The 19760-nt window shown below is 71.2% G+C and carries 18 protein-coding genes; 7 read left to right on the top strand and 11 right to left on the bottom strand.

Going from position 1 to position 19760, the window contains the following annotated elements:
* Positions 1 to 226 precede the first annotated feature (226 nt).
* The 4 genes from V5O46_RS18290 to V5O46_RS18305 all read right to left on the bottom strand — a co-directional run bounded on the left by V5O46_RS18290 (position 227) and on the right by V5O46_RS18305 (position 6601).
* The gene (locus V5O46_RS18290; protein ID WP_332885680.1) at positions 227 to 2299 is read right to left on the bottom strand and encodes a SpoIIE family protein phosphatase; all 2073 of its coding nucleotides are present in this window, start codon (positions 2297 to 2299) and stop codon (positions 227 to 229) included.
* Between the two features lie 280 nt (positions 2300 to 2579).
* Positions 2580 to 3266, bottom strand: a complete 687-nt coding sequence (gene fomD / locus V5O46_RS18295; RefSeq protein ID WP_332885681.1) for a cytidylyl-2-hydroxypropylphosphonate hydrolase — start codon at positions 3264 to 3266, stop codon at positions 2580 to 2582.
* Positions 3267 to 3338: 72 nt separating this feature from the next.
* The gene (locus V5O46_RS18300) at positions 3339 to 4724 is read right to left on the bottom strand and encodes a class II fumarate hydratase (RefSeq protein ID WP_332885682.1); all 1386 of its coding nucleotides are present in this window, start codon (positions 4722 to 4724) and stop codon (positions 3339 to 3341) included.
* Between the two features lie 185 nt (positions 4725 to 4909).
* Positions 4910 to 6601: a fumarate hydratase gene (locus V5O46_RS18305; protein ID WP_332885683.1), complete on the bottom strand. Its 1692-nt coding sequence runs from the start codon at positions 6599 to 6601 to the stop codon at positions 4910 to 4912.
* A 157-nt stretch (positions 6602 to 6758) separates the two neighbouring features.
* Here V5O46_RS18305 and V5O46_RS18310 point away from each other — a divergent pair, with 157 nt between their 5' ends.
* Both V5O46_RS18310 and V5O46_RS18315 read left to right on the top strand, forming a co-directional pair.
* Complete coding sequence (locus V5O46_RS18310) at positions 6759 to 7451, top strand: DUF1707 SHOCT-like domain-containing protein (RefSeq protein WP_332885684.1); 693 nt, start codon at positions 6759 to 6761, stop codon at positions 7449 to 7451.
* A 118-nt stretch (positions 7452 to 7569) separates the two neighbouring features.
* Entirely contained in the window at positions 7570 to 7944 is a 375-nt protein-coding gene (locus V5O46_RS18315) for a WhiB family transcriptional regulator (RefSeq protein ID WP_332885685.1), read from the top strand.
* 209 nt (positions 7945 to 8153) lie between these two features.
* Here V5O46_RS18315 and glpX read toward each other — a convergent pair whose 3' ends face one another.
* A complete protein-coding gene (glpX, locus tag V5O46_RS18320) occupies positions 8154 to 9188 on the bottom strand; it encodes a class II fructose-bisphosphatase (protein ID WP_332885686.1) in 1035 nt (344 codons plus the stop codon).
* A gap of 146 nt (positions 9189 to 9334) precedes the next feature.
* On the opposite strand from glpX, the gene V5O46_RS18325 reads away from it, so the two are divergent.
* Positions 9335 to 9892 (top strand): DUF4245 domain-containing protein, encoded by a 558-nt coding sequence (locus V5O46_RS18325; RefSeq protein ID WP_332885687.1) that lies wholly within the window; start codon positions 9335 to 9337, stop codon positions 9890 to 9892.
* A gap of 78 nt (positions 9893 to 9970) precedes the next feature.
* Here the strand turns inward: V5O46_RS18325 and V5O46_RS18330 are convergent, their stop codons facing one another.
* Entirely contained in the window at positions 9971 to 10561 is a 591-nt protein-coding gene (locus tag V5O46_RS18330; protein ID WP_332885688.1) for a malonic semialdehyde reductase, read from the bottom strand.
* Positions 10562 to 10851: 290 nt separating this feature from the next.
* Here V5O46_RS18330 and V5O46_RS18335 point away from each other — a divergent pair, with 290 nt between their 5' ends.
* Positions 10852 to 11064, top strand: a complete 213-nt coding sequence (locus tag V5O46_RS18335) for a DUF4287 domain-containing protein (protein WP_332885689.1) — start codon at positions 10852 to 10854, stop codon at positions 11062 to 11064.
* 21 nt (positions 11065 to 11085) lie between these two features.
* Here V5O46_RS18335 and V5O46_RS18340 read toward each other — a convergent pair whose 3' ends face one another.
* Positions 11086 to 11325: an exodeoxyribonuclease VII small subunit gene (locus V5O46_RS18340; protein WP_332885690.1), complete on the bottom strand. Its 240-nt coding sequence runs from the start codon at positions 11323 to 11325 to the stop codon at positions 11086 to 11088.
* A 9-nt stretch (positions 11326 to 11334) separates the two neighbouring features.
* Positions 11335 to 12543: an exodeoxyribonuclease VII large subunit gene (gene xseA / locus V5O46_RS18345; protein ID WP_332885691.1), complete on the bottom strand. Its 1209-nt coding sequence runs from the start codon at positions 12541 to 12543 to the stop codon at positions 11335 to 11337.
* Positions 12544 to 12752: 209 nt separating this feature from the next.
* Here xseA and V5O46_RS18350 point away from each other — a divergent pair, with 209 nt between their 5' ends.
* Both V5O46_RS18350 and ppgK read left to right on the top strand, forming a co-directional pair.
* Positions 12753 to 13778, top strand: coding sequence for a 4-hydroxy-3-methylbut-2-enyl diphosphate reductase (locus tag V5O46_RS18350; protein WP_332885692.1), 1026 nt, complete (start codon positions 12753 to 12755; stop codon positions 13776 to 13778).
* A 29-nt stretch (positions 13779 to 13807) separates the two neighbouring features.
* A complete protein-coding gene (gene ppgK / locus V5O46_RS18355; protein WP_332885693.1) occupies positions 13808 to 14593 on the top strand; it encodes a polyphosphate--glucose phosphotransferase in 786 nt (261 codons plus the stop codon).
* Between the two features lie 55 nt (positions 14594 to 14648).
* Here ppgK and V5O46_RS18360 read toward each other — a convergent pair whose 3' ends face one another.
* Complete coding sequence (locus tag V5O46_RS18360; RefSeq protein WP_332885694.1) at positions 14649 to 15326, bottom strand: DUF6542 domain-containing protein; 678 nt, start codon at positions 15324 to 15326, stop codon at positions 14649 to 14651.
* Between the two features lie 177 nt (positions 15327 to 15503).
* Between V5O46_RS18360 and ychF the strand changes: the two genes are divergently transcribed.
* On the top strand, positions 15504 to 16592 hold the full coding sequence (gene ychF / locus V5O46_RS18365) for a redox-regulated ATPase YchF (protein ID WP_332885695.1): 1089 nt from the start codon (positions 15504 to 15506) through the stop codon (positions 16590 to 16592).
* Positions 16593 to 16702: 110 nt separating this feature from the next.
* Here the strand turns inward: ychF and V5O46_RS18370 are convergent, their stop codons facing one another.
* Positions 16703 to 17284, bottom strand: coding sequence for a Uma2 family endonuclease (locus V5O46_RS18370; protein WP_332885696.1), 582 nt, complete (start codon positions 17282 to 17284; stop codon positions 16703 to 16705).
* 286 nt (positions 17285 to 17570) lie between these two features.
* On the bottom strand, positions 17571 to 19283 hold the full coding sequence (locus tag V5O46_RS18375) for an IS1634 family transposase (RefSeq protein WP_332885697.1): 1713 nt from the start codon (positions 19281 to 19283) through the stop codon (positions 17571 to 17573).
* Positions 19284 to 19760 lie beyond the last annotated feature (477 nt).

Consider the following 19760-nt stretch of genomic DNA (forward strand, 5'->3'; position numbering starts at 1 on the left):
TCGGCTTGGCCCGCTCCGGCTCGGCTTGGCCCGGTCCGGTCCGGCTCGGCTTGGCCCGGTCCGGTCCGGTCCGGCTCGGTCCGGTCCGGCTCGGTCCGGTCCGGCTCAGTCCGGCTTGGCTCGGTCCCGTCCGGTCCGCCCCGGTCCCGTCCCGCTGGGCCCGGCTCGGTCCGGCTCGGCTCAGTTCAGTCCGGTTCGGCCCGGGGCAGCCGGAACGAGCTCCGGTTCAGCCCCGGTTGAGCTCGAACCAGACCACCTTGCCGGTGCTCAGCCGGGTCGCCCCCCAGCGCCGGGCCAGCCGGTTCACCAGGTAGAGCCCGCGCCCGCCCTCGTCGGTGGCCCGCGCCTGCCGCAGCCGCGGCAGCTGCGGCACATCGTCGCCGACCTCGCACCGCAGCACGTCCGTACGGAGCAGCCGCAGGGTGACCGGCCGGGTCGCGTACCGCACGGCATTGGTCACGACCTCGCTGACCAGCAGCTCCACCGAGTCGGTGAGGTCCTCCAGGCCCCAGCGGGCCAGCGCGCGCCGGGCCAGCCGGCGGGCCCGGCCCGGGGCCGCGTCCTCCGGCTCCAGGAACCAGTACGCCACGTCGCTCGGCGCGATCCCGTCGAAGCGGGCGGCGAGCAGCGCGATGTCGTCGTCCCGGTCGCCCGGCCCGAGCATGTCCAGCACCTCGTCGCACAGGGCTTCCAGCGGCGGCGGATGGTCCGGTCCGGTCAGCTGGGCGGTCGCGGCGAGCTTCTCGCGCAGCTGCTCTATGCCGGTCCACACGTCCCGCAGCCGGGACTCCACCAGGCCGTCGGTGTACAGCAGCAGGGTGCCGCCGGCGGGGGCGTCCAGCTCCACCGCCTCGAAGTCCACGCCGCCGACGCCGATCGGGGCCCCCGGCGGCACCCGCAGCACCTCGGCCCGGCCGCCCAGATGCAGCAGGACCGGCGGCGGATGGCCGGCGTTGGCGATGGTGATGCGGTGCGTCACCGGGTCGTAGACGGCGTACAGACAGGTGGCCATGCGGTCGGTGCCCAGCCGCTGCGCCTGTTCGTCGAGGTGGTGCAGCACCTCCTGCGGCGGCAGGTCGAGCCCCGCGAGGGTCTGCGCCGTCGTCCTGAGCTGGCCCATGATGGCCGCCGAGGTCATCGAGTGGCCCATGACGTCGCCGACGACGAGGGCGACCCGGCTGCCGGGCAGCGGGATCGCGTCGTACCAGTCGCCGCCGACCCGGGCGGTCTCGGCGGCGGGGAGATAGCGGGAGGCCAGCCGGACGCCGGTGCAGCGCGGCAGGTGCTCCGGCAGCATGGTGCGCTGCAGCTCGTCGGCGATGTAGGCCTCGCGGCCGTACAGCACCGCCTTGTCGATGCCGAGCGCGCTGTGCGTGGCGAGCTGCGCGGCGACCAGCAGGTCGTCCGGCTCGAAGGCGATCCGCTCCGGGCGGCGCAGGAACAGCGCGGCCCCGATCACCCGGCGCCGGCCGCGCAGCGGCGCGAGGATCGCCCGCCGGCCGCCCGGCACCACCGACTCGCGGCCGTCGCCGAGCAGTTCCGGCAGCGCGGCGCGGGCCGCGGGCGCGTCCGTGAAGACCGGGCGCACCCCGCGCAGCACCTCGGCGAGCGCGCTGCCCGGCCGTACCTCGCACAGCTCGGAGCCGAGCGCGTCCAGCTCGGACGGCTCGGGCCGGTCCGCGGGCAGGAACCCGCCCTCGGTGTCCCGCTCGGCCGGTATCCGGTCGGTGCGGCGCAGCCGCAGCACCAGCGGGCCGGTTGGCCGCTCGTCGCCGACCGGCAGCGGCTCGCGCAGATAGACCAGGATGGCGTCGGCGAACGTGGGCACGGTGGCCCGGCACAGCCCCATCACGATCTCGTCGAGGTCCATGCCCCGGGCGATGCGCCGGGTCGCGGCGCCCACGAACCGCAGCCGGTCGCCGTCCCGCCGCATCGGGGTGGGCCGCCCGGGCGCCGGCTGCCGGGCCGTACGCCGCTCCTGCCCCGCGGGCGGCCCGTCGCCCCCCGCCGGCCCGCCGTCCGGCTGGGCCGGGATGCCGTCGGGCGCGGGGCGCGGGCGGTGCGTGTCGGGCTCGGCTCCCTGCTCGGCGCCGGGCTGCGAGTGCTCGGAGAGCCCGCCCACGGGGGCGGTCTCCGCGGGCGACGGCTCGTCGGTACGGCCCCGGGCCGACGGGGCGGCTCCGGGCGCACGCGGCGCCGCCGGGGAACGCAGCAGCGCCCCGCGGGAGTCCGCGGGGTCGACGCCCGGCTGGGGGCGTTCGAAGGAGGTCGGGTGCTCCGTCACGCGTGTGGAATCCATCCGTCTGCGACTGCGCGCCGCGCGTGCAAATCGTCCCGCAGAAGTCCCGATACCCGGAATGCGTGCCCCGGGAACGGAACTTCCGCGCCGTCAGCGGCCGTGCCTGTGCCGACCGCGGGCCGCGGGCGGCCCGGACCGGTCTTGCCCTCGTCCCTCTCGCTCACGTCCTGCCGCCCCTCGGTGACGATCGGTCAAGCCCGCCGCGTGCTCCGGAAGTTGCTGCCGTGCCTACTTGCGGAGGACGATCCTACGTTTCCCGCCGGGGGGCGCATCAAGGGTCTCATGAGGACACATGCGCGGGCGTACGATCCCAGTCCTCCGGCAGAGGCGGTACCGGCCACGCCGGATCCGGGCGCCAGCCCTCCCAGCCGTCCGGGAACGGCGGCCCCCAGGCACGGATCACCCCGACCGCCGCGTGGCCCGCCCGGCGCACCCGCTCCGCCTGCGCGGCGTCCATCAGCCCGTCCCGCTGCGCCTGCGCGAACTCGTCCTCGTCGCGCCAGTGCCAGCTGCGGTCCGGGTGCACCGAGATGTCCAGAAAGTGGTCCTCGGAGTCGACTCCGCCGGACCAGCGGGTCAGCGGCTCCTCCAGGTTGACGTACCAGTTCTTGAACCGCCAGCCCGGCTCCCAGAACAGCCACACCGACCAGGGCTCGCCGGGGCGGGCCAGCTTCAGCACCCCGGTGCCGAACCACCGGTCGCGCCGCACCTCGCGCGGTTTGGTGTAACGCGTGGCCAGCGGCTCCCGGTGGACGGGGGTGCCGTCGGCGAGCACCGGTTTCACGCACTCGGTGCCGGGGGCCAGCCACACGGCGAGCAGGTCGGCGTCGTCGCGGACGACGGTGACGGGGCGGGCGATGTGCACCCGCCGGCCGCCGTTCTCCCGGTACCGCCACAGGATCCGGCTCCCCGGCGCCCAGAAGGGCGCGGGTGCCGCCGCCGTACTCACCGATTCACCGTCTGTCATGGCCAGATAGTAGGTGTCACGGGCATACGACGCTGCGGCGGCGGTCACGGTCGGCCCCGGGCCCGCGTGCGGTCAGGGGCGCGTCATCCGCAGGACGTCCAGCGCCTCGTCCAGCTGTTCCTCGGTCAGGTCGCCGCGCTCGACGTACCCGCCCTCGACCACCACCTCGCGGATGGTCCGCCGCTCGGCCAGCGCCTTCTTGGCGACCCTGGCGGCCTCCTCGTACCCGATGTACTTGTTGAGCGGGGTGACGACGGAGGGCGAGGACTCGGCGTACTCGCGGGCCCGCTCCCGGTCGGCCTCGATGCCGTCGACGGTCCGGTCGGCCAGCAGCCGCGAGACGTTGGCCAGCAGCCGGATCGACTCCAGCACGTTCTTGGCGATGACCGGCAGCATCACGTTCAGCTCGAAGTTGCCGGAGGCGCCCGCGGCGGCGATCGTCGCATCGTTCCCGGTGACCTGCGCGGCGACCATCAGCACCGCCTCCGGAACCACCGGGTTGACCTTGCCCGGCATGATCGACGACCCCGGCTGCAGATCGGGCAGCCGGATCTCGGCCAGCCCGGTGCGCGGGCCGGAGGACATCCAGCGCAGATCGTTGGCGATCTTCGTCAGTCCGACGGCGATGGTCCGCAGCTGTCCGCTGGCCTCGACGATGCCGTCCCGGGCGCCCTGTGCCTCGAAGTGGTTGCGCGCCTCGGTGAGCGGCAGCCAGGTGGTGCGGGCCACCTCCTCGATGACGGCGGCGGAGAAGCCCGGCGGGGTGTTGATCCCGGTGCCGACGGCAGTGCCGCCCAGCGGCAGCTCGGCGAGCCGCGGGAGGGAGGCGTTCAGCCGCTCGATGCCGTACCGCACCTGGGCGGCGTACCCGCCGAACTCCTGGCCCAGCGTCACGGGCGTGGCGTCCATCAGATGCGTGCGCCCCGACTTCACCACGTCCGCGAACTCCTCGGCCTTGCGCTCCAGCGCGGCTGCCAGGTGCTCCAGCGAGGGGATCAGGTCCCGGCTGACGGCGGCGGTGGCGGCGATGTGGATGGAGGACGGGAAGACGTCGTTGGACGACTGGGAGGCGTTGACGTGATCGTTGGGGTGCACGTCCCGCCCGAGCCGCTCGCTCGCGAGGGTGGCGATGACCTCGTTGGTGTTCATGTTCGACGAGGTGCCGGAGCCGGTCTGGAACACGTCGACCGGGAAATGGTCGTCCCAGCGGCCGGCGGCGACCTCGTCGGCCGCGGTGCCGATCGCCTCGGCGACGTCCTGGTCGAGGACGCCGAGGCGGGCGTTGACCTTCGCCGCGGCGCCCTTGATCCGGGCCAGCGCCTCGATGTGCGCGCGCTCGATGCGCTGCCCGGAGACGGGGAAGTTCTCGACGGCGCGCTGGGTCTGGGCCCGCCACTTGGCGTCCGCGGGGACCCGGACCTCACCCATGGAGTCGTGCTCGATGCGGTATTCGCTCATACCGGGTACAGCGTGGCAGGCGGTGCGGATGTTCCGGGGCCCGCAGCGGTCCTGAGTGCCGAGGTCGAGGCCGTCCGGGCCGAAGCGCGGCTCCGGGGGCGGCAGCCCCCGGGGTCTGGAACGGGAAGGGGAAGGGGAAGGGGCGCGAGGGCGTGAGCCGTTCCCCAGCCGCCCCCGGCGAAGGGCTACGCCGGCCCAGGCCCCCGCACCGGGATCGACGTGAACGTCGGAGCCGGAGCCGGGTCCTGGAAGAAGTCGTTGCCCTTGTCGTCGACGACGACGAACGCCGGGAAGTCCTCGACCTCGATCTTCCAGACCGCCTCCATGCCGAGCTCCTCGTACTCGAGGACCTCCACCTTCTTGATGCAGTCCTGCGCCAGCCGCGCCGCCGGGCCACCGATCGAGCCCAGGTAGAAGCCGCCGTGCGTCCCGCACGCCTCGGTCACCTGCTTGCTGCGGTTCCCCTTCGCCAGCATCACCCGGGACCCGCCCGCCGCCTGGAACTGCTCGACGTAGGAGTCCATCCGCCCGGCCGTCGTCGGCCCGAACGAACCGGACGCGTAGCCCTCGGGCGTCTTCGCCGGACCGGCGTAGTAGACGGGGTGGTCCTTCAGGTACTGCGGCATCTCCTCGCCCGCGTCCAGCCGCTCCTTGATCTTGGCGTGCGCGATGTCGCGGGCCACGACCAGCGGACCGGTCAGCGACAGCCGGGTCTTGACCGGGTGCTTGGTCAGCTCGGCGAGGATCTCGTCCATCGGGCGGCCGAGGTCGATCTTCACGACGTCACCGCTCTCCTCGAGCTGCTCGTCCGTCGTCTCCGGCAGGAACCGTGCCGGGTCGGTCTCCAGCTGCTCCAGGAAGACTCCCTCGGCGGTGATCTTCGCGACGGCCTGGCGGTCGGCGGAGCAGGAGACGGCGAGGGCGACCGGGCAGGACGCCCCGTGCCGCGGCAGCCGCACCACCCGCACGTCGTGGCAGAAGTACTTGCCGCCGAACTGCGCCCCGATACCGATCTTCTGCGTCAGCTCGAAGACCTTCTCCTCCAGCTCCTTGTCCCGGAACCCGTGCCCGAGCGGCGAGCCCTCGGCCGGGATCTCGTCCAGGTAGTGCGCGGAGGCGTACTTCGCCGTCTTCAGCGCGTACTCCGCCGACGTGCCGCCGACCACGATCGCCAGGTGGTAAGGCGGGCAGGCGGCCGTACCCAGCGAACGGATCTTCTCCTCCAGGAACTTCATCATGGAGGCCTCGTTCAGAACGGCCTTCGTCTCCTGGTAGAGGAACGACTTGTTGGCGCTGCCGCCGCCCTTCGCCATGAACAGGAACTTGTAGGCGCCGCCGTCCGTCGCGTACAGCTCGATCTGGGCGGGGAGGTTGGAGCCGGTGTTCTTCTCCTCCCACATGGTCAGCGGGGCCATCTGCGAGTAGCGCAGGTTCAGGTTCTGGTAGGCGTCGTAGATGCCGTGGGACAGGGCCTCCTCGTCGCCGCCCTCGGTCAGCACGTTCTGACCGCGCTTGCCCATGACGATCGCCGTGCCGGTGTCCTGGCACATCGGCAGCACGCCCGCCGCCGCGATGTTGGCGTTCTTCAGCAGGTCCAGCGCCACGAACTTGTCGTTGCCCGACGCCTCGGGGTCGTCGATGATGCGGCGCAGCTGGGCCAGGTGGGCCGGGCGCAGATAGTGCTGGATGTCGTGGACGGCCTCCTCGGCCAGCTTGCGCAGCGCCTCCGGCTCGACCTTGAGGAACGTCCGCCCGTCGGCCTCGAAGGTGGAGACACCCTCGGAGGTCACCAGCCGGTACGGGGTGGTGTCCTCTCCCACGGGGAGCAGATCGGTGTACGCAAACGCAGGGCGGGCAGGGGGGGAACTAAGGGTCATCTCGCCCATTCCTCACTCACGGCAGACGGCGCTGGGCCTCCATTGGCAGCGCCAACCAGCGTAGAACCTGCCGTCCGGCGGGAGCTTGTGAGGTAAGGCTCAGTTCGTCGTCCACACCTCTAGTCGCGATCTATCGCGTTTCGGTACGCTGTTGCCCGTGGACCTTCAGAAGCACGCCCGACAGCCGGACACCGCCCCGCTCGCCGCCACGGAGCTGCGTGCCTCGGACGCCGACCGTGACCGCGTCGCCGACCTGCTCCGCGAGTCGCTCGCCGAGGGCCGGCTCACCGCGGAGGAGCACGCCGAGCGGGTCGAGGGCGTGCTGGCCGCCCGGACGGTCGGCGAGCTGGACGGGTTCGTCCGGGACCTGCCCGCCGCACACCGGCCCTCGTCGGACGGACCCGTCGCACCGGACCGTCCTCCCGTCGGCGCCATCCCCGCCGACCCGGACCACAGCGCGGTCGCGGTCTTCAGCAGCGCCGTCCGCAAGGGCCGCTGGCGCCCGGGCCGCCGTATCCACGCGTACGCGGTCTTCGGCAGCGTCGAGATCGACCTCAGCGAGGCGATCTTCCAGTACCGGCAGGTCGTGATCAAGGCGTTCTCGGTCTTCGGCAGCGTCGAGGTCCGCGTCCCGGAGAACGTGTCGCTGCGCGGTGCCGGCGGCGGTGTCCTCGGCAGCTTCGAGGTGGACACGCTCGATTCCGGCGAGCCCGAGGCCCCCGTCGTCTATGTGGACGGCTGGGCGGTCCTCGGCAGTGTGGAGGCGCGGCCCAGGCGGGGCAGGCTGGTCGCGGACATCCTCGACCGGGTGCAGCACAAGGTCGACCGGAGTCTGCGCAAGCAGTGGTGAGTGTTGACGGATGTGAAGACCTGGTCGGCGGTTCGGAACTCAGTGCATAGGCGTGCGTACAGCGGGTAGGCCTTGACGCATCGTCTCTCGCTCGCGAAGCCGTCGTCAGGAGTAGACCGTGCTGCAACCGCCGCATTCGTCCCTGCAGGTAGCTGCCGTTCCGGCCCAGCGGGTGCCGACGAGGGACAGGGACCAAGACGCTCCCTGGCACACCGAGGCGGTGTGCCGGCGCGACGAGGCAGGCCTGTTCTTCGCGCCGTCCAAGGAGCCGACCGCCGCCCGGCTCTCCCGCGAGGAGGCCGCCAAGCGCGTCTGCGCCCGCTGCCCGGTCATGGTCGAGTGCCGTGAGCACGCCCTGCTCCAGCCCGAGCCGTACGGGGTCTGGGGCGGTCTCACCGCCGCGGAGCGCCGCGTGGTCCTGGCCCGGCGCCGCCGCCGCGAACTGGAACTGAAGAAGGCCACCCGAGCGGCCCGCATAGCGGCGGCCGGCTAGCAGCCCAGCACCCCGAAGGGCGCCCCCTGGAAACGGCAGTTTCCAGGGGGCGCCCTTCGGGGTGCCGCATAGCGCACCACCTCAGGTGCCAGGGCGGGTGTGTCCTCCTCGACGGGGGGCGCGGGGAACTGCGCTACCGGCCCCCGCCGGCCCGCAGTCGCACCGCACAGGAACCCCCGATTCCACGGGCCCCGTAAACCAGCGGAGCGCTACTTCGCCCGGTCGAAGTCGATCGCGCTGTACGCCCGCAGCTTGCTCAGCCGGTGCTCGGAGTCGATCCGCCGCACCGTGCCGGACCGCGACCGCATCACGATCGACGACGTCGTGGCCGTCTCCGCGCGGTACCGCACCCCGCGCAGCAGCTCGCCGTCGGTGATACCGGTCGCGGCGAAGAAGACGTTGTCCCCGGAGACCAGGTCGTCGGTGGTCAGCACGCGGTCCAGGTCGTGCCCGGCGTCGACGGCCCGCTGCCGCTCCGCGTCGTCCTTGGGCCACAGCTTGCCCTGGATGGTGCCGCCCAGGCACTTCACGGCGCAGGCCGAGATGATGCCCTCGGGCGTGCCGCCGACACCGAGCAGCAGGTCGATGCCGGTGCCCTCGCGCAGCGCGAGGATGGAGCCGGCCACATCTCCGTCGGAGATCAGCTTGATCCGGGCGCCGGTCTCCCGGACCTCCTGGATCAGGCCCTCGTGCCGCGGCCGGTCCAGGATGACCACGGTGACGTCCTCGGGAGTGGACCGCTTGGCCTTGGCGACCCGGCGGATGTTCACGGACACCGGCGCGTCGATGTCGACGAAGTCCGCCGCCTCCGGCCCGGTGACCAGCTTGTCCATGTAGAACACGGCGGACGGGTCGAACATCGAGCCGCGCTCGGCGGCGGCCAGCACCGCGATCGCGTTGGTCATGCCCTTCGCGGTCAGCGTGGTGCCGTCGATCGGGTCGACGGCGATGTCGCACTCGGGGCCGGTTCCGTCACCGATGCGCTCGCCGTTGAAGAGCATCGGCGCCTCGTCCTTCTCGCCCTCGCCGATGACGACCACGCCGTTCATCGACACGGTCTGGACGAGGGTCCGCATGGCGCGCACCGCGGCACCGTCGGCGCCGTTCTTGTCCCCGCGCCCGACCCAGCGGCCCGCGGCCATCGCCGCGGCCTCGGTGACGCGGACCAGTTCCATGGCGAGGTTGCGGTCGGGGGCTTCGGAGGGGACGTCCAGCTCGGACGGCAGGTGATGATGCTCGGTCATCGGAGCGCACCTTTCTGATACGACGACGGCCGGATGAGGGTGTTGGCCATGACTCTATCGTTAGGCAGGCGAAATGAGCAGAGGGCCCCACGGATGAGCAGGGGACCCCACGGATGAGCGCCCGGGGGACCTGCGACGATGGGGGCGTGGCAGGTTCAGAAGGCAAGCAGAAGACGGCCCGGGACATGGTCCTCTCCATGGGGGTCGTCGTCCTCGCAGGGCTGGTCATGTGGATGTTCATCCCGCACGACGACAGCAAGCCCGACCTCAAGGCGGTCGACTACCGCGTGGAGCTGCTGACCGCGCAGCGTGCCGCGCCGTACCCGGTGGCGGCGCCCGAGGGGCTCGCCGAGGACTGGAAGGCCACGTCGGTCCGCTACCGCGGTGACGACTTCGACACCTGGCACCTGGGCCTCCACGGGCCGGACGGCACGTATGTGCAGATCCAGCAGTCGACGCGGAAGCCGGCCGAGTTCATCGACGACGCGACCCAGGGCGCTTCGGCGACCGAGCGGGCGCAGGAGATCGACGGCCGGACGTGGACGCGGTACGACGGCGGCCGGTACGACGCCCTGGTGCTGAAGGACACGGAGGGCGTCCAGGGCGCGACGACGGTCGTGGCGGGCACGGGTTCGTTCGAGCAGCTGACGACGGTCGCGGCGGCGCTCGGGCTGGACGGCGCACCCGCCCCGGAGACCGGCTGAGCGCGCGCATGACGAAGGCCCCCGGCAGGTCTCTGGAAGCAGAGGCGTGCCGGGGGCCTTCGTCCGCCCCGTCGGAGTTCAGACCGTGGTGACGACCTGGTCGTAGGCCAGGCGCGGGGAGCGCGGGAGCCAGGCGTCCGGGCCCGGACGGCCGATGTTGACCACCATCAGCGGGGTGTGGTCGTCATCCAGGAACTCCTTGCGCACGCCCTCGAGGTCGAGCCCGGTCATCGGACCGGCGGCCAGACCGGCGGCGCGGACGCCGACGATGAAGTACGCGGCCTGAAGGGCGGCGTTCAGCGCAGCCGACCCCTCCCGGGCGGGGCGCTCGCCGAAGAAGACGTCCTTGGCCTGGGGGAAGTGCGGGAAGAGCCGGGGCAGCTCCTCGTGGAACTCGTTGTCCGCGGTCAGGATCGCGACCAGCGGGGCGGCGGCGGTCTTGGCCCGGTTGCCCTCGGCCATGTGCTGCACCAGGCGCTCGCGGGCCTCGGGGGAGCGGACCAGGGTGATGCGCAGCGGGGACTGGTTGAAGGCGGTGGGGCCGTACTTGACCAGCTCGTAGATGGCCTGCACCTGCTCGTCGGTGACGGGCTCGTCGGTGAAGGTGTTCGCGGTGCGGGCCTCGCGGAAGAGCAGGTCCTGGGCGGCGGGGTCGAGAACGAGGGACATGCGTGATCTTTCTCGGGGAGTGCGTCGGGTCCGTGTGCATGGCACGGATCCGTTGACGGAACCGACCGTACGCGAGGGATGTTCAATGTTCAACTAAAGCCGGGTGTCGTGACCGGGCTCACGCGGCCGCCGGGGCGAGGCTGGAGTGTGATGTGACGAGGGTCACCCGAGGCGGCCGATGATTACGGCCCCCTGCCGCCGTCTTACCGGACGAACACGACGCAGACGCGCACGCAGGTACGACTGCACGCCGTCACGCACGCAGACGCGACAGAGGGGACCGCACCGTCATGACCGCCACCGCCAAGGGGCCCGCGAGCTACTTCCCGTCGATCGAGAAGAAGTACGGCCGTCCGATCGCGGAGTGGCAGGAGCTGATCCGCTCCTCGCCGCTGGCCAAGCACATGGAGCTGGTCTCCTGGCTCAAGAGCGAGCACGGACTGGGCCACGGACACGCCAACGCCCTCGTCGCACACACGCTCGCCGAGGACAGCGGCCGGTAGCCCGGCCGATGACGGGACCGGTCACTCCTGGCCGGTCTCCGCCTCCTCCGCCAGGGCCGCGTCCAGCCGGGCCCGGGCGCCGTCCAGCCGGCGTCGGCAGATCCCGGCCAGTTCCTCGCCACGCTCCCACAGGGCGAGGGACTCCTCCAGCGTCGTACCGCCCGCCTCCAGCCGCCGTACGACCTCGATCAGCTCGTCCCGGGCCTGCTCGTAGCCGAGCGCCTCGTCCCGGGCCGCCGTCTGCTCCACCTCGCTGGTCATCCCCACACCTTAGGTATCGACTCGTACGGAGAACTCGCCCTCGGACACCCGTGCACGCAGCGTCTCACCCGCCGTCACCTCGCCCGGATCGCGGACGGCGTGGCCGTCGGACCGCTGCAGCACCGCGTACCCCCGCCGGAGGGTCGCCGCGGGGGAGAGGGCCACCACGCGCGCGTGGGTGTGCGTCAGCTCGGAGTCGGCGCGGTCCAGATGGTGCCGCAGGGTGCGCCGGCTGCGCTCCAGCAGGCCGGTGACCTGCTCCGCCCGCTCGTCGATCATCCGGTGCGGGTCCTCTATCGAAGGGCGGGCCAGCGCATGGGCGAGCCCCCGCTCCTCCCGCTCGAGAAACGCCTCCACACACCGCCGCGCCCGGTCCCGGAGCATCCGCACCCGCTCGTACTCCTCCCCGACGTCCGGCACCACCTTCTTGGCGGCGTCCGTCGGTGTGGAGGCGCGCACGTCCGCCACATGGTCGAGCAGCGGACTGTCCGGCTCGTGCCCGATCGCCGACACCACCGGCGTTCGGCAGGCCGCGACCGCGCGCACCAGCTGCTCGTCGGAGAACGGCAGCAGGTCCTCCACACTGCCGCCGCCGCGCGCGACGACGATCACGTCCACGTCGTCGATCGCGTCCAGCTCCTTGACCGCCTGCACCACCTGCGGCACGGCGTGCACGCCCTGCACGGCGACATTGCGCACCTCGAAGCGGACCGCGGGCCAGCGGTGCCGGGCGTTCTCCAGCACATCCCGCTCGGCCGCCGAGGCCCTGCCGCACACCAGCCCGACCAGATGCGGCAGGAACGGCAGCGGCTTCTTCCGCTCCGCCGCGAACAGACCCTCCCGCGCCAGCGTCTTCTTCAGCTGCTCCAGCCGGGCCAGCAGCTCACCGACCCCGACCGGCTTGATCTCCGCGGCCCGCAGCGACAGCTGTCCCCGCGGCGCGTACCACTCGGGCTTGGCGTGCACCACGACACGGGCGCCCTCGCCGACCAGATCGGCGACCGCGTCGAACACCTGCCGATAGCAGGTGACGCCCACGGAGATGTCGTACGACGGGTCGCGCAGCGTCAGGAACACCACCCCGGCGCCGGGTCGCCGGGACAGCTGCGTGATCTGGCCCTCGACCCACACCGCGCCGAGCCGGTCGATCCAGCCGCCGATCAGCCGCGACACCTCACCCACCGGAAGAGGGGACTCGGGACTCGTGTTCACCGCCATGCCGCGAGCGTAGTCGGCACCACCGACAACGCGTCCCCGGACGGTCGCTCGGTCGCCGGTTCGCCGGCGTGCCGGAGCTCCCGCCAGGCCCCGCGTCAGCCTCCCGCCAGGCTCCGCGTCAGCCTCCCGCCAGTCCTCCGTCAGGCCCGGTCGGCCTCCCGGGTGCGCACGGGCGGCGCGATCTCTGCGCGGCCGAAAGCGGCCTTACGATGGTGCCCATGACTGCTTCGTCTGGCCGCCGTGTCCTGCTCGCCGCCCCCCGTGGCTACTGCGCGGGTGTGGACCGCGCCGTGATCGCCGTCGAGAAGGCCCTGGAGCAGTACGGGGCCCCCGTCTACGTCCGGCACGAGATCGTCCACAACAAGTACGTCGTGCAGACCCTGGAGAGGAAGGGCGCCGTCTTCGTCGAGCGGACGGAGGAGGTCCCGCCGGGGAACATCGTCATGTTCTCCGCGCACGGCGTCGCGCCCGTCGTCCACGAGGAGGCCGCGCGCGGACAGCTCGCCACCATCGACGCCACCTGCCCCCTGGTGACCAAGGTCCACAAGGAGGCCGTCCGCTTCGCGGGCGAGGACTACGACATCCTCCTGATCGGCCACGAGGGCCACGAGGAGGTCATCGGCACCTCCGGAGAGGCCCCCGACCACATCCAGCTCGTCGACGGGCCCGGCGATGTGGAGAAGGTCGAGGTCCGCGACCCGTCCAAGGTCGTCTGGCTCTCCCAGACCACACTCTCCGTCGACGAGACCATGGAGACCGTCGACGCGCTCAAGGAGAAGTTCCCCCGGCTGATCTCCCCGCCCAGCGACGACATCTGCTACGCCACGCAGAACCGCCAGCTCGCGGTGAAGGAGATGGGCGCCGAGTCCGACCTGGTGATCGTCGTAGGCTCCCGCAACTCCTCCAACTCCAAGCGGCTCGTCGAGGTCGCCAAGCAGGCAGGTGCCCGTGAGGCGTACCTGGTGGACTACGCCGACGAGATCGACGAGGCCTGGCTGGAGGGCGTGACCACGGTCGGCGTCACCTCCGGCGCCTCCGTCCCGGACGTCCTGGTCGAGCAGGTCCTGGAGTGGCTGGCGCAGCGGGGCTACGCGGACGTGGAGATCGTCAAGACCGCCGAGGAGTCCATCACCTTCTCGCTGCCCAAGGAACTGCGCCGCGATCTCCGCGAGGAGGCGGCGTCCCTGGTGGCCGAGCGCGGCGGCGCGGGCGCGTCCGGTACGGCCGGGGAGTGACTGTCAGTCGCAGGCCGTAACGTGGAGCCATGCAGATCTTCGGCGTGGACATCGGCGGATCCGGGATCAAGGGCGCCCCTGTGGACCTCGACAGGGGCGCCCTGGCCCAGGAGCGCTGCAAGGTACTGACCCCGCATCCGGCCACGCCGGACGCCGTGGCCGACGGGGTGCAGGAGGTCGTGGAGCACTTCGGCTGGGCCGGCCCGGTCGGACTCACCTTCCCCGGCGTCGTCACCGGCGGCGCCACGATCCGCACGGCGGCCAACGTCGACAAGGGCTGGATCGACACGGACGCGCGCGCGTTGTTCCGCGACCGCCTCGGCGAGCTGCCGGTGACCGTCGTCAACGACGCGGACGCGGCGGGCGTGGCCGAGATGCACTTCGGCGCGGGCCGCGACCGGCGGGGCACGGTGATCCTGCTGACCCTCGGCACCGGCATCGGCAGTGCCGTATTCGTCGACGGCACCCTGGTCCCCAACACCGAGCTGGGCCATCTGGAGCTGCACGGCCACGACGCGGAGAAGCGAGCCTCCAGCAAGGTCAAGGAGGACCACGACCTGTCCTGGGAGCACTGGGCGCACCGGGTGCAGAAGTACCTCGCCCACGTCGAGATGCTCTTCTCGCCCGAGCTGTTCATCATCGGCGGCGGGGTCAGCCGCAAGTCCCACAAGTTCCTGCCCCACATCGAGGGCATCAAGGCCGAGATCGTCCCGGCCCAGCTGCAGAACAACGCGGGCATCGTGGGCGCGGCGATGAGAGCGGCGGACGTGGACCGGCCGGCGCCCCGGGCAGCGCCGGGGGCGGTGTCCGGCTGACCGCGCGCGGCGCGGCGGGCCGGTGACCGCCCGGCCCGCCGGCCGGGCGGTCATCTCAGGGATGCTTCGGCGGATGCCCGGGCGGGCGGCTCATCGCTCTGGAGCGGGCCGGCGTCCGGGCGGTGGCGGCCCGGCGCCGCAGCGCCCGTACCATCCGGATCCTCCGCACGATCACGACCGACCCGGCGATCAGAGTCCCTCCGTAGAGCCACCCGGCCTCCGTGGCCAGCGCGGTCACCAGACCCATCAGCCGCCCACTGCCACCGTCCCCCTTCTCGGCGACGGTCAGCAGCCCCAGGGCGAACGCGATCGGCACCACGACCGGTGCCGTCAGCAGGTCACCGCGGCGCACCCAGACCGCGGTCAGCACACACACCGGCAGGAACAGCACGCTGTACACGGTCAGCGAGGCCCCGAACAGCAGCCGGTCGAGGAACCCGACGGCCGGCATCACCGCCGCGCAGAACAGTCCGCAGCCCAGCCCGGTCAGCCGCGGATTGGGCATTCGCCGCAGTGCCGCCAGCGCCCGCGCCGCCGGACGCCGCCGCGGCGGCCCGCCGCCACGCCCCGCACCGGCCCGCCCGCTCCCGCCGCCCCGTCCTCCGGACCCACCGCGCGCGGCCGGGCCGGCCCGGCCCGCCGGGCCGCCCTCCGCGCCCCGCCCCTGCGGGGGCAGCGGCGGCCGACCGCGTCGCGTTCCGTGGTGCGGGGGTCGCGTCCTGTGTTGCTCCACCGGACCAACCTAGGTCGATCAATGTGCCCGCTCGGCTCTCGGACACGCCGTGCGGCAGACCTTGGCCAAGCGTTCGACGCTTGGCGGGGACGGGAAGGAGCCACCCCGTAGACTGGTGGATCGGCCCTGCCGGGCCCGCCCCCTCCCTCCGCATCCTCACGTACGGGAAGTCGCAACGTGTCGCTCACGATCGGAATCGTCGGTCTGCCGAATGTCGGCAAGTCGACCCTGTTCAACGCCCTGACCAAGAACGACGTGCTGGCGGCCAACTACCCGTTCGCCACGATCGAGCCCAACGTGGGCGTGGTCGGCGTCCCCGATCCCCGGCTGGCGAAGCTGGCCGAGATCTTCTCCTCGGAACGGGTCCTGCCGGCGACGGTGGACTTCGTCGACATCGCGGGCATCGTGCGCGGCGCGAGCGAGGGCGAGGGCCTGGGCAACAAGTTCCTGGCCAACATCCGGGAGTCCGACGCGATCTGCCAGGTCATCCGCGCCTTCCAGGACGAGAACGTCGTCCACGTCGACGGCAAGGTCTCGCCCCGGAACGACATCGAGACGATCAACACCGAGCTGATCCTCGCCGACCTCCAGACCATCGAGAAGGTCCTGCCCCGGCTCCAGAAGGAGTCCCGGATCAAGAAGGATCTCCAGCCCAAGGTCGAGGCGGTCGAGGAGGCCAAGGAGATCCTGGAGAAGGGCGACACGCTCTTCGCCCACGGCATCGTCCAGGGCACCGAGCGCAACGAGCTCCTCCACGACCTGCACCTGCTCACCACCAAGCCCTTCCTCTACGTCTTCAACGTCGACGAGGACGAGCTGACCGACGAGGACTTCAAGAACGAGCAGCGTGCCCTGGTCGCCCCCGCCGAGGCGATCTTCCTCAACGCCAAGCTTGAGGCCGACCTCGCCGAGCTGGACGAGGACGAGGCCCTGGAGCTGCTGCAGTCCGTCGGCCAGGACGAGCCCGGCCTCGCCACCCTCGCCCACGTCGGCTTCCGCACCCTCGGCCTGCAGACCTACCTCACGGCCGGCCCCAAGGAATCCCGTGCCTGGACCATCAAGAAGGGCGCCACCGCCCCCGAGGCCGCCGGCGTCATCCACACCGACTTCCAGAAGGGCTTCATCAAGGCCGAGGTCATCTCCTTCGACGACCTCGTGGAGACCGGCTCGGTCACCGAGGCCCGCGCCAAGGGCAAGGCCCGCATGGAGGGCAAGGACTATGTGATGCGGGACGGGGACGTGGTGGAGTTCCGCTTCAATGTGTGATCAGTTGATTACCATGTGCTAGATAGTTGGTCAAGCGGGCAGTTCAGAAGGGGTGGAGCTCTGGCGAGCCCGGCCCCTTCTGTGTTCCCGTGCTCATTTGGTGCTGACTTCTAGCTGCCCCGCGGCGGGGTGAGCTTGTCGAGATCCAGGCTGATCTCGAAAGGCACAGGGCGCTTCAGGTCGCCCCGGAAGATGCCGACAGGCGCGTAGACGCCTGTCGGTTCGTCGAGTTCGTAGACGTGGACGACAGGAGAACCGTCCTCGTCCTCGATGCACCAGTAGTGCGGGATGCCGGCCTCTGCGTACTTGCGAAGCTTTACCGTGCGGTCCCGGTGGGCGGACTCGGGGGACACGACCTCGATGACAAGTCGTACCTCGTCCGGTGTGAACCAGGTGCGATCGCCGTCGTAGTCGGCCGTCGTCACCAGCAGATCCGGTTCGGGTCGATTGCGCTGGTCGAGCCTTATGGTCATCTCGCGGCCGACCCTGAGATCGGCGGGCGTTTGCTCCATGAGGGCGACGGTGAGCATGGTGACGAGGTGGCCGTGCCACCACCGCTGGGGCGACATCATGAAGACGAGGGCTCCGTCGATGAGCTCGGTGTGGCGGGGCGCCTCGGGGAGGCGGTCCAGGTCCTCCGCGAACCAGCCTTCCGCGCGCGGCGGGCGCATCCAGTCGGGCAGTGCGGTCATGGCACAACCGTAGCGATTCGGAAGGGTCAGGGCCATGAGACCGTCGGCGATGGGGACCTCTCCCGTTCGGCCCTGTCCGCACCCCCCCTGTCTGTGACTCCCCCCGTGCTGGTTCTGTGCTGACCTGAATCTCTCAGAGGATCGTCTTCGCAGGTCACAGCGCTGTGGCAGACCCGGGTTCGACGCAATTCGGCAGCCTGGAGTCGCGAATCTGGGGGTATGACCTGGGTGGACGTGCTTGTGGCCGCCTGGAGGGCGTTTCTCTAGGCGGCCGCGTTTCAGCTGGTCAGCGGGGTGTGGGCTGAAGCGCGATGACCTGCTTGGGGACGGGGATCTCCAGCTTCGCGAGCAGGTTTCGCTGGGGCTTCGTCAGGGCGGTGACCTGCTGGAACGTTCCGGTGGGGCCGGTGAAGGTGCCCAGATGGAGGCGGTCGAGCTCGCGTCGGATGTGCGGCCAGGTGTCGCCGGTCGTGGTCTCGGTGATCCGGATCAGCAGGAGGGCGAGCCAGCACAGGACTACGTGGGCTCGGATGCGTTCTTCGAGTCGGTGGTAGACGGGCCGCAGGTCGATGATCTGCTTCATGTCGCGCCAGCCGCGCTCGACTTCCAGCAGTTGCTTGTAGCCCAGGGCGATGTCCTCGGCGCTCAGGTGGGGGTCCGAGCAGCGCAGGAGGTACTTCCCGTCGAGGTTCTCCTCCGCCTTGATCTTCGCCTGGTCGATGCGGAGCTTGCCGGCCGGGGTGGCGCGAAGGTAGCGGTTCAGGCCCGGCTTGTCGGCGATCCTCCCGCGCAGTTCGCCCCGCTTGAAGTCGCTGAGCTTGTCGGTGTCGGCGATCAAGTCGGTCAGCTGGGCGACGAGTTGTCCGCGCATGTGCCGGTCGCGCTCGGCGGCTTCGGGGTTGTGGCAGATGACGAACCGGTCGGTGTCGGATATCCGCACCTCCTTGACGCGCATGTTCTCGCCGACGTCCTGGTAGCGGCCCTGCCGGGACAGGGCGGCCTGCACCTCGGGACTCCCGGAGCGGAGCTTCTCGCCGATGATGTAGGCGTGGTCGCCCTTGCGCAGGTAGCGGCGGTTCTCGGCGCAGGAGAAGCCCCGGTCGGCCACCCACACGATCTTGGAGAGGGTCCAGTCCCGCATCTCGTCCTTGACCTGCCGGATCAGGGCCTGGTCGGAGGCGTTGCCCGGCCAACACCAGCAACGGACCGGGATGCCGTCCCTGGTGACCGCCATGCCGATCACGATCTGCGGCAGGTCGTCGCGGGAGTTCTTCGACTTGCCGTAGGTGCGGAACCCCACCTGCTTCGCGTCGCTGTCTGCCCGGCCGCCCTCCAGCTTGCGGGCGGTGTCGTCGCGGGCGACCGGTTCGTCGGCCTCTTCCAGCTCGAAGTAGGTGCTGGTGGTGTCGAAGAACAGCAGGTCCACCTCCAGGTTCAGCAGGTTCGCGACCTCGTCGAACACCTGCTTCTCCAGGTCGTCCTTCACCTCGTGCAGCCAGTCCATCGCCCGGTAACAGGTCTGTTCACCGGTCTCGGCCAGGCCGTCGATGTGCACGTCGTTCGTGATCCAGTCCGCCGCCGCAAGCTTCGAGGACGGGGCCAGCGCGCGGTTGGCGACCAGGGCGAACAGCACTCGCTCGGTCGCGGTCATGTCCCGGCGGCGACCCCGCTTGGGCTGCCCGACCCGGCCCACGATCTGGTCGATCCGAAGCCGGCGCCACAGGTGGTCCAGCACGTAGGTGCCGCCGAACGGCACCGAGGAGGTGAACTCCAGGCCTGGTGCGGTGGTCGCGGCCAGGGCGTCACCCGGCTCCAGCAGCTTCGATAGAGACGCGACCAGGCGCTTGACCGCGTCGCGGTCCAGGTCGTCCTCGCGGCCGAAGGTGAACAGCACCTTCGGCACCGCCCGCCCCTTCACCGGATCCCACTCGTTGTGGGCCAGGTGCAGGTACCGGACCGTCCCGGACTTGTTCTCCCGCTTCGTCGTCTTTACGTACACGGCTCCAGACGATAGGCCGAAGCCACAGGCCAACGCAGGTGAATCAGGAAAGTCGCGTCTCTAGGCACTCTGCGGCGTCCGCGCCCATCACAGCCCGACGACCTGCGCCTTCAGCCTCGCGCGACCTCTAGAACGCGCGAATTACGTCGAACCCGGGGCAGACATTCCGCTTCAATGTATAGGTCATGCGTTGGCGTGGACCTGGCGAACTAGGCAAACGTGCAGGTCAGGCGGAGCCGACCTGGTTTCGGGGCGGCTCCGTTGGCGTACCCGTGGCTGGATGTTGGCTGGATGAACTGACGGCTCGTCACCTGCCGTCATCTGTCGATCTCTGTACGGCGGCTGGATTCTGGCTGGAGGGGGCTGAACGGGGAGTCAGCGGGCAGGGGCGTGGGGCGGGGTGGCGGTGGGTCCGCATGATGGGGCCGGGGGCGGTGTCGGCGGCGCTGTCGCCGCTCGTGGTGGCCGTGTGCGGGG

The organism is Streptomyces poriticola (genome assembly GCF_036689765.1).
Taxonomy (GTDB): domain Bacteria; phylum Actinomycetota; class Actinomycetes; order Streptomycetales; family Streptomycetaceae; genus Streptomyces; species Streptomyces poriticola.

What these genes read in the sequence shown, in the direction of transcription:
- xseA (WP_332885691.1), bottom strand. Translation starts at nt 12,543, where the DNA reads ATGGCGGTGAACACGAGTCCCGAGTCCCCTCTTCCGGTGGGTGAGGTG.
- V5O46_RS18305 (WP_332885683.1), bottom strand. Translation starts at nt 6,601, where the DNA reads ATGACCCTTAGTTCCCCCCCTGCCCGCCCTGCGTTTGCGTACACCGAT.
- V5O46_RS18290 (WP_332885680.1), bottom strand. Translation starts at nt 2,299, where the DNA reads ATGGATTCCACACGCGTGACGGAGCACCCGACCTCCTTCGAACGCCCC.
- ppgK (WP_332885693.1), top strand. Translation starts at nt 13,808, where the DNA reads ATGCAGATCTTCGGCGTGGACATCGGCGGATCCGGGATCAAGGGCGCC.
- V5O46_RS18330 (WP_332885688.1), bottom strand. Translation starts at nt 10,561, where the DNA reads ATGTCCCTCGTTCTCGACCCCGCCGCCCAGGACCTGCTCTTCCGCGAG.
- V5O46_RS18350 (WP_332885692.1), top strand. Translation starts at nt 12,753, where the DNA reads ATGGTGCCCATGACTGCTTCGTCTGGCCGCCGTGTCCTGCTCGCCGCC.
- fomD (WP_332885681.1), bottom strand. Translation starts at nt 3,266, where the DNA reads ATGACAGACGGTGAATCGGTGAGTACGGCGGCGGCACCCGCGCCCTTC.
- V5O46_RS18340 (WP_332885690.1), bottom strand. Translation starts at nt 11,325, where the DNA reads ATGACCAGCGAGGTGGAGCAGACGGCGGCCCGGGACGAGGCGCTCGGC.
- V5O46_RS18370 (WP_332885696.1), bottom strand. Translation starts at nt 17,284, where the DNA reads ATGACCGCACTGCCCGACTGGATGCGCCCGCCGCGCGCGGAAGGCTGG.
- glpX (WP_332885686.1), bottom strand. Translation starts at nt 9,188, where the DNA reads ATGACCGAGCATCATCACCTGCCGTCCGAGCTGGACGTCCCCTCCGAA.
- V5O46_RS18335 (WP_332885689.1), top strand. Translation starts at nt 10,852, where the DNA reads ATGACCGCCACCGCCAAGGGGCCCGCGAGCTACTTCCCGTCGATCGAG.
- V5O46_RS18300 (WP_332885682.1), bottom strand. Translation starts at nt 4,724, where the DNA reads ATGAGCGAATACCGCATCGAGCACGACTCCATGGGTGAGGTCCGGGTC.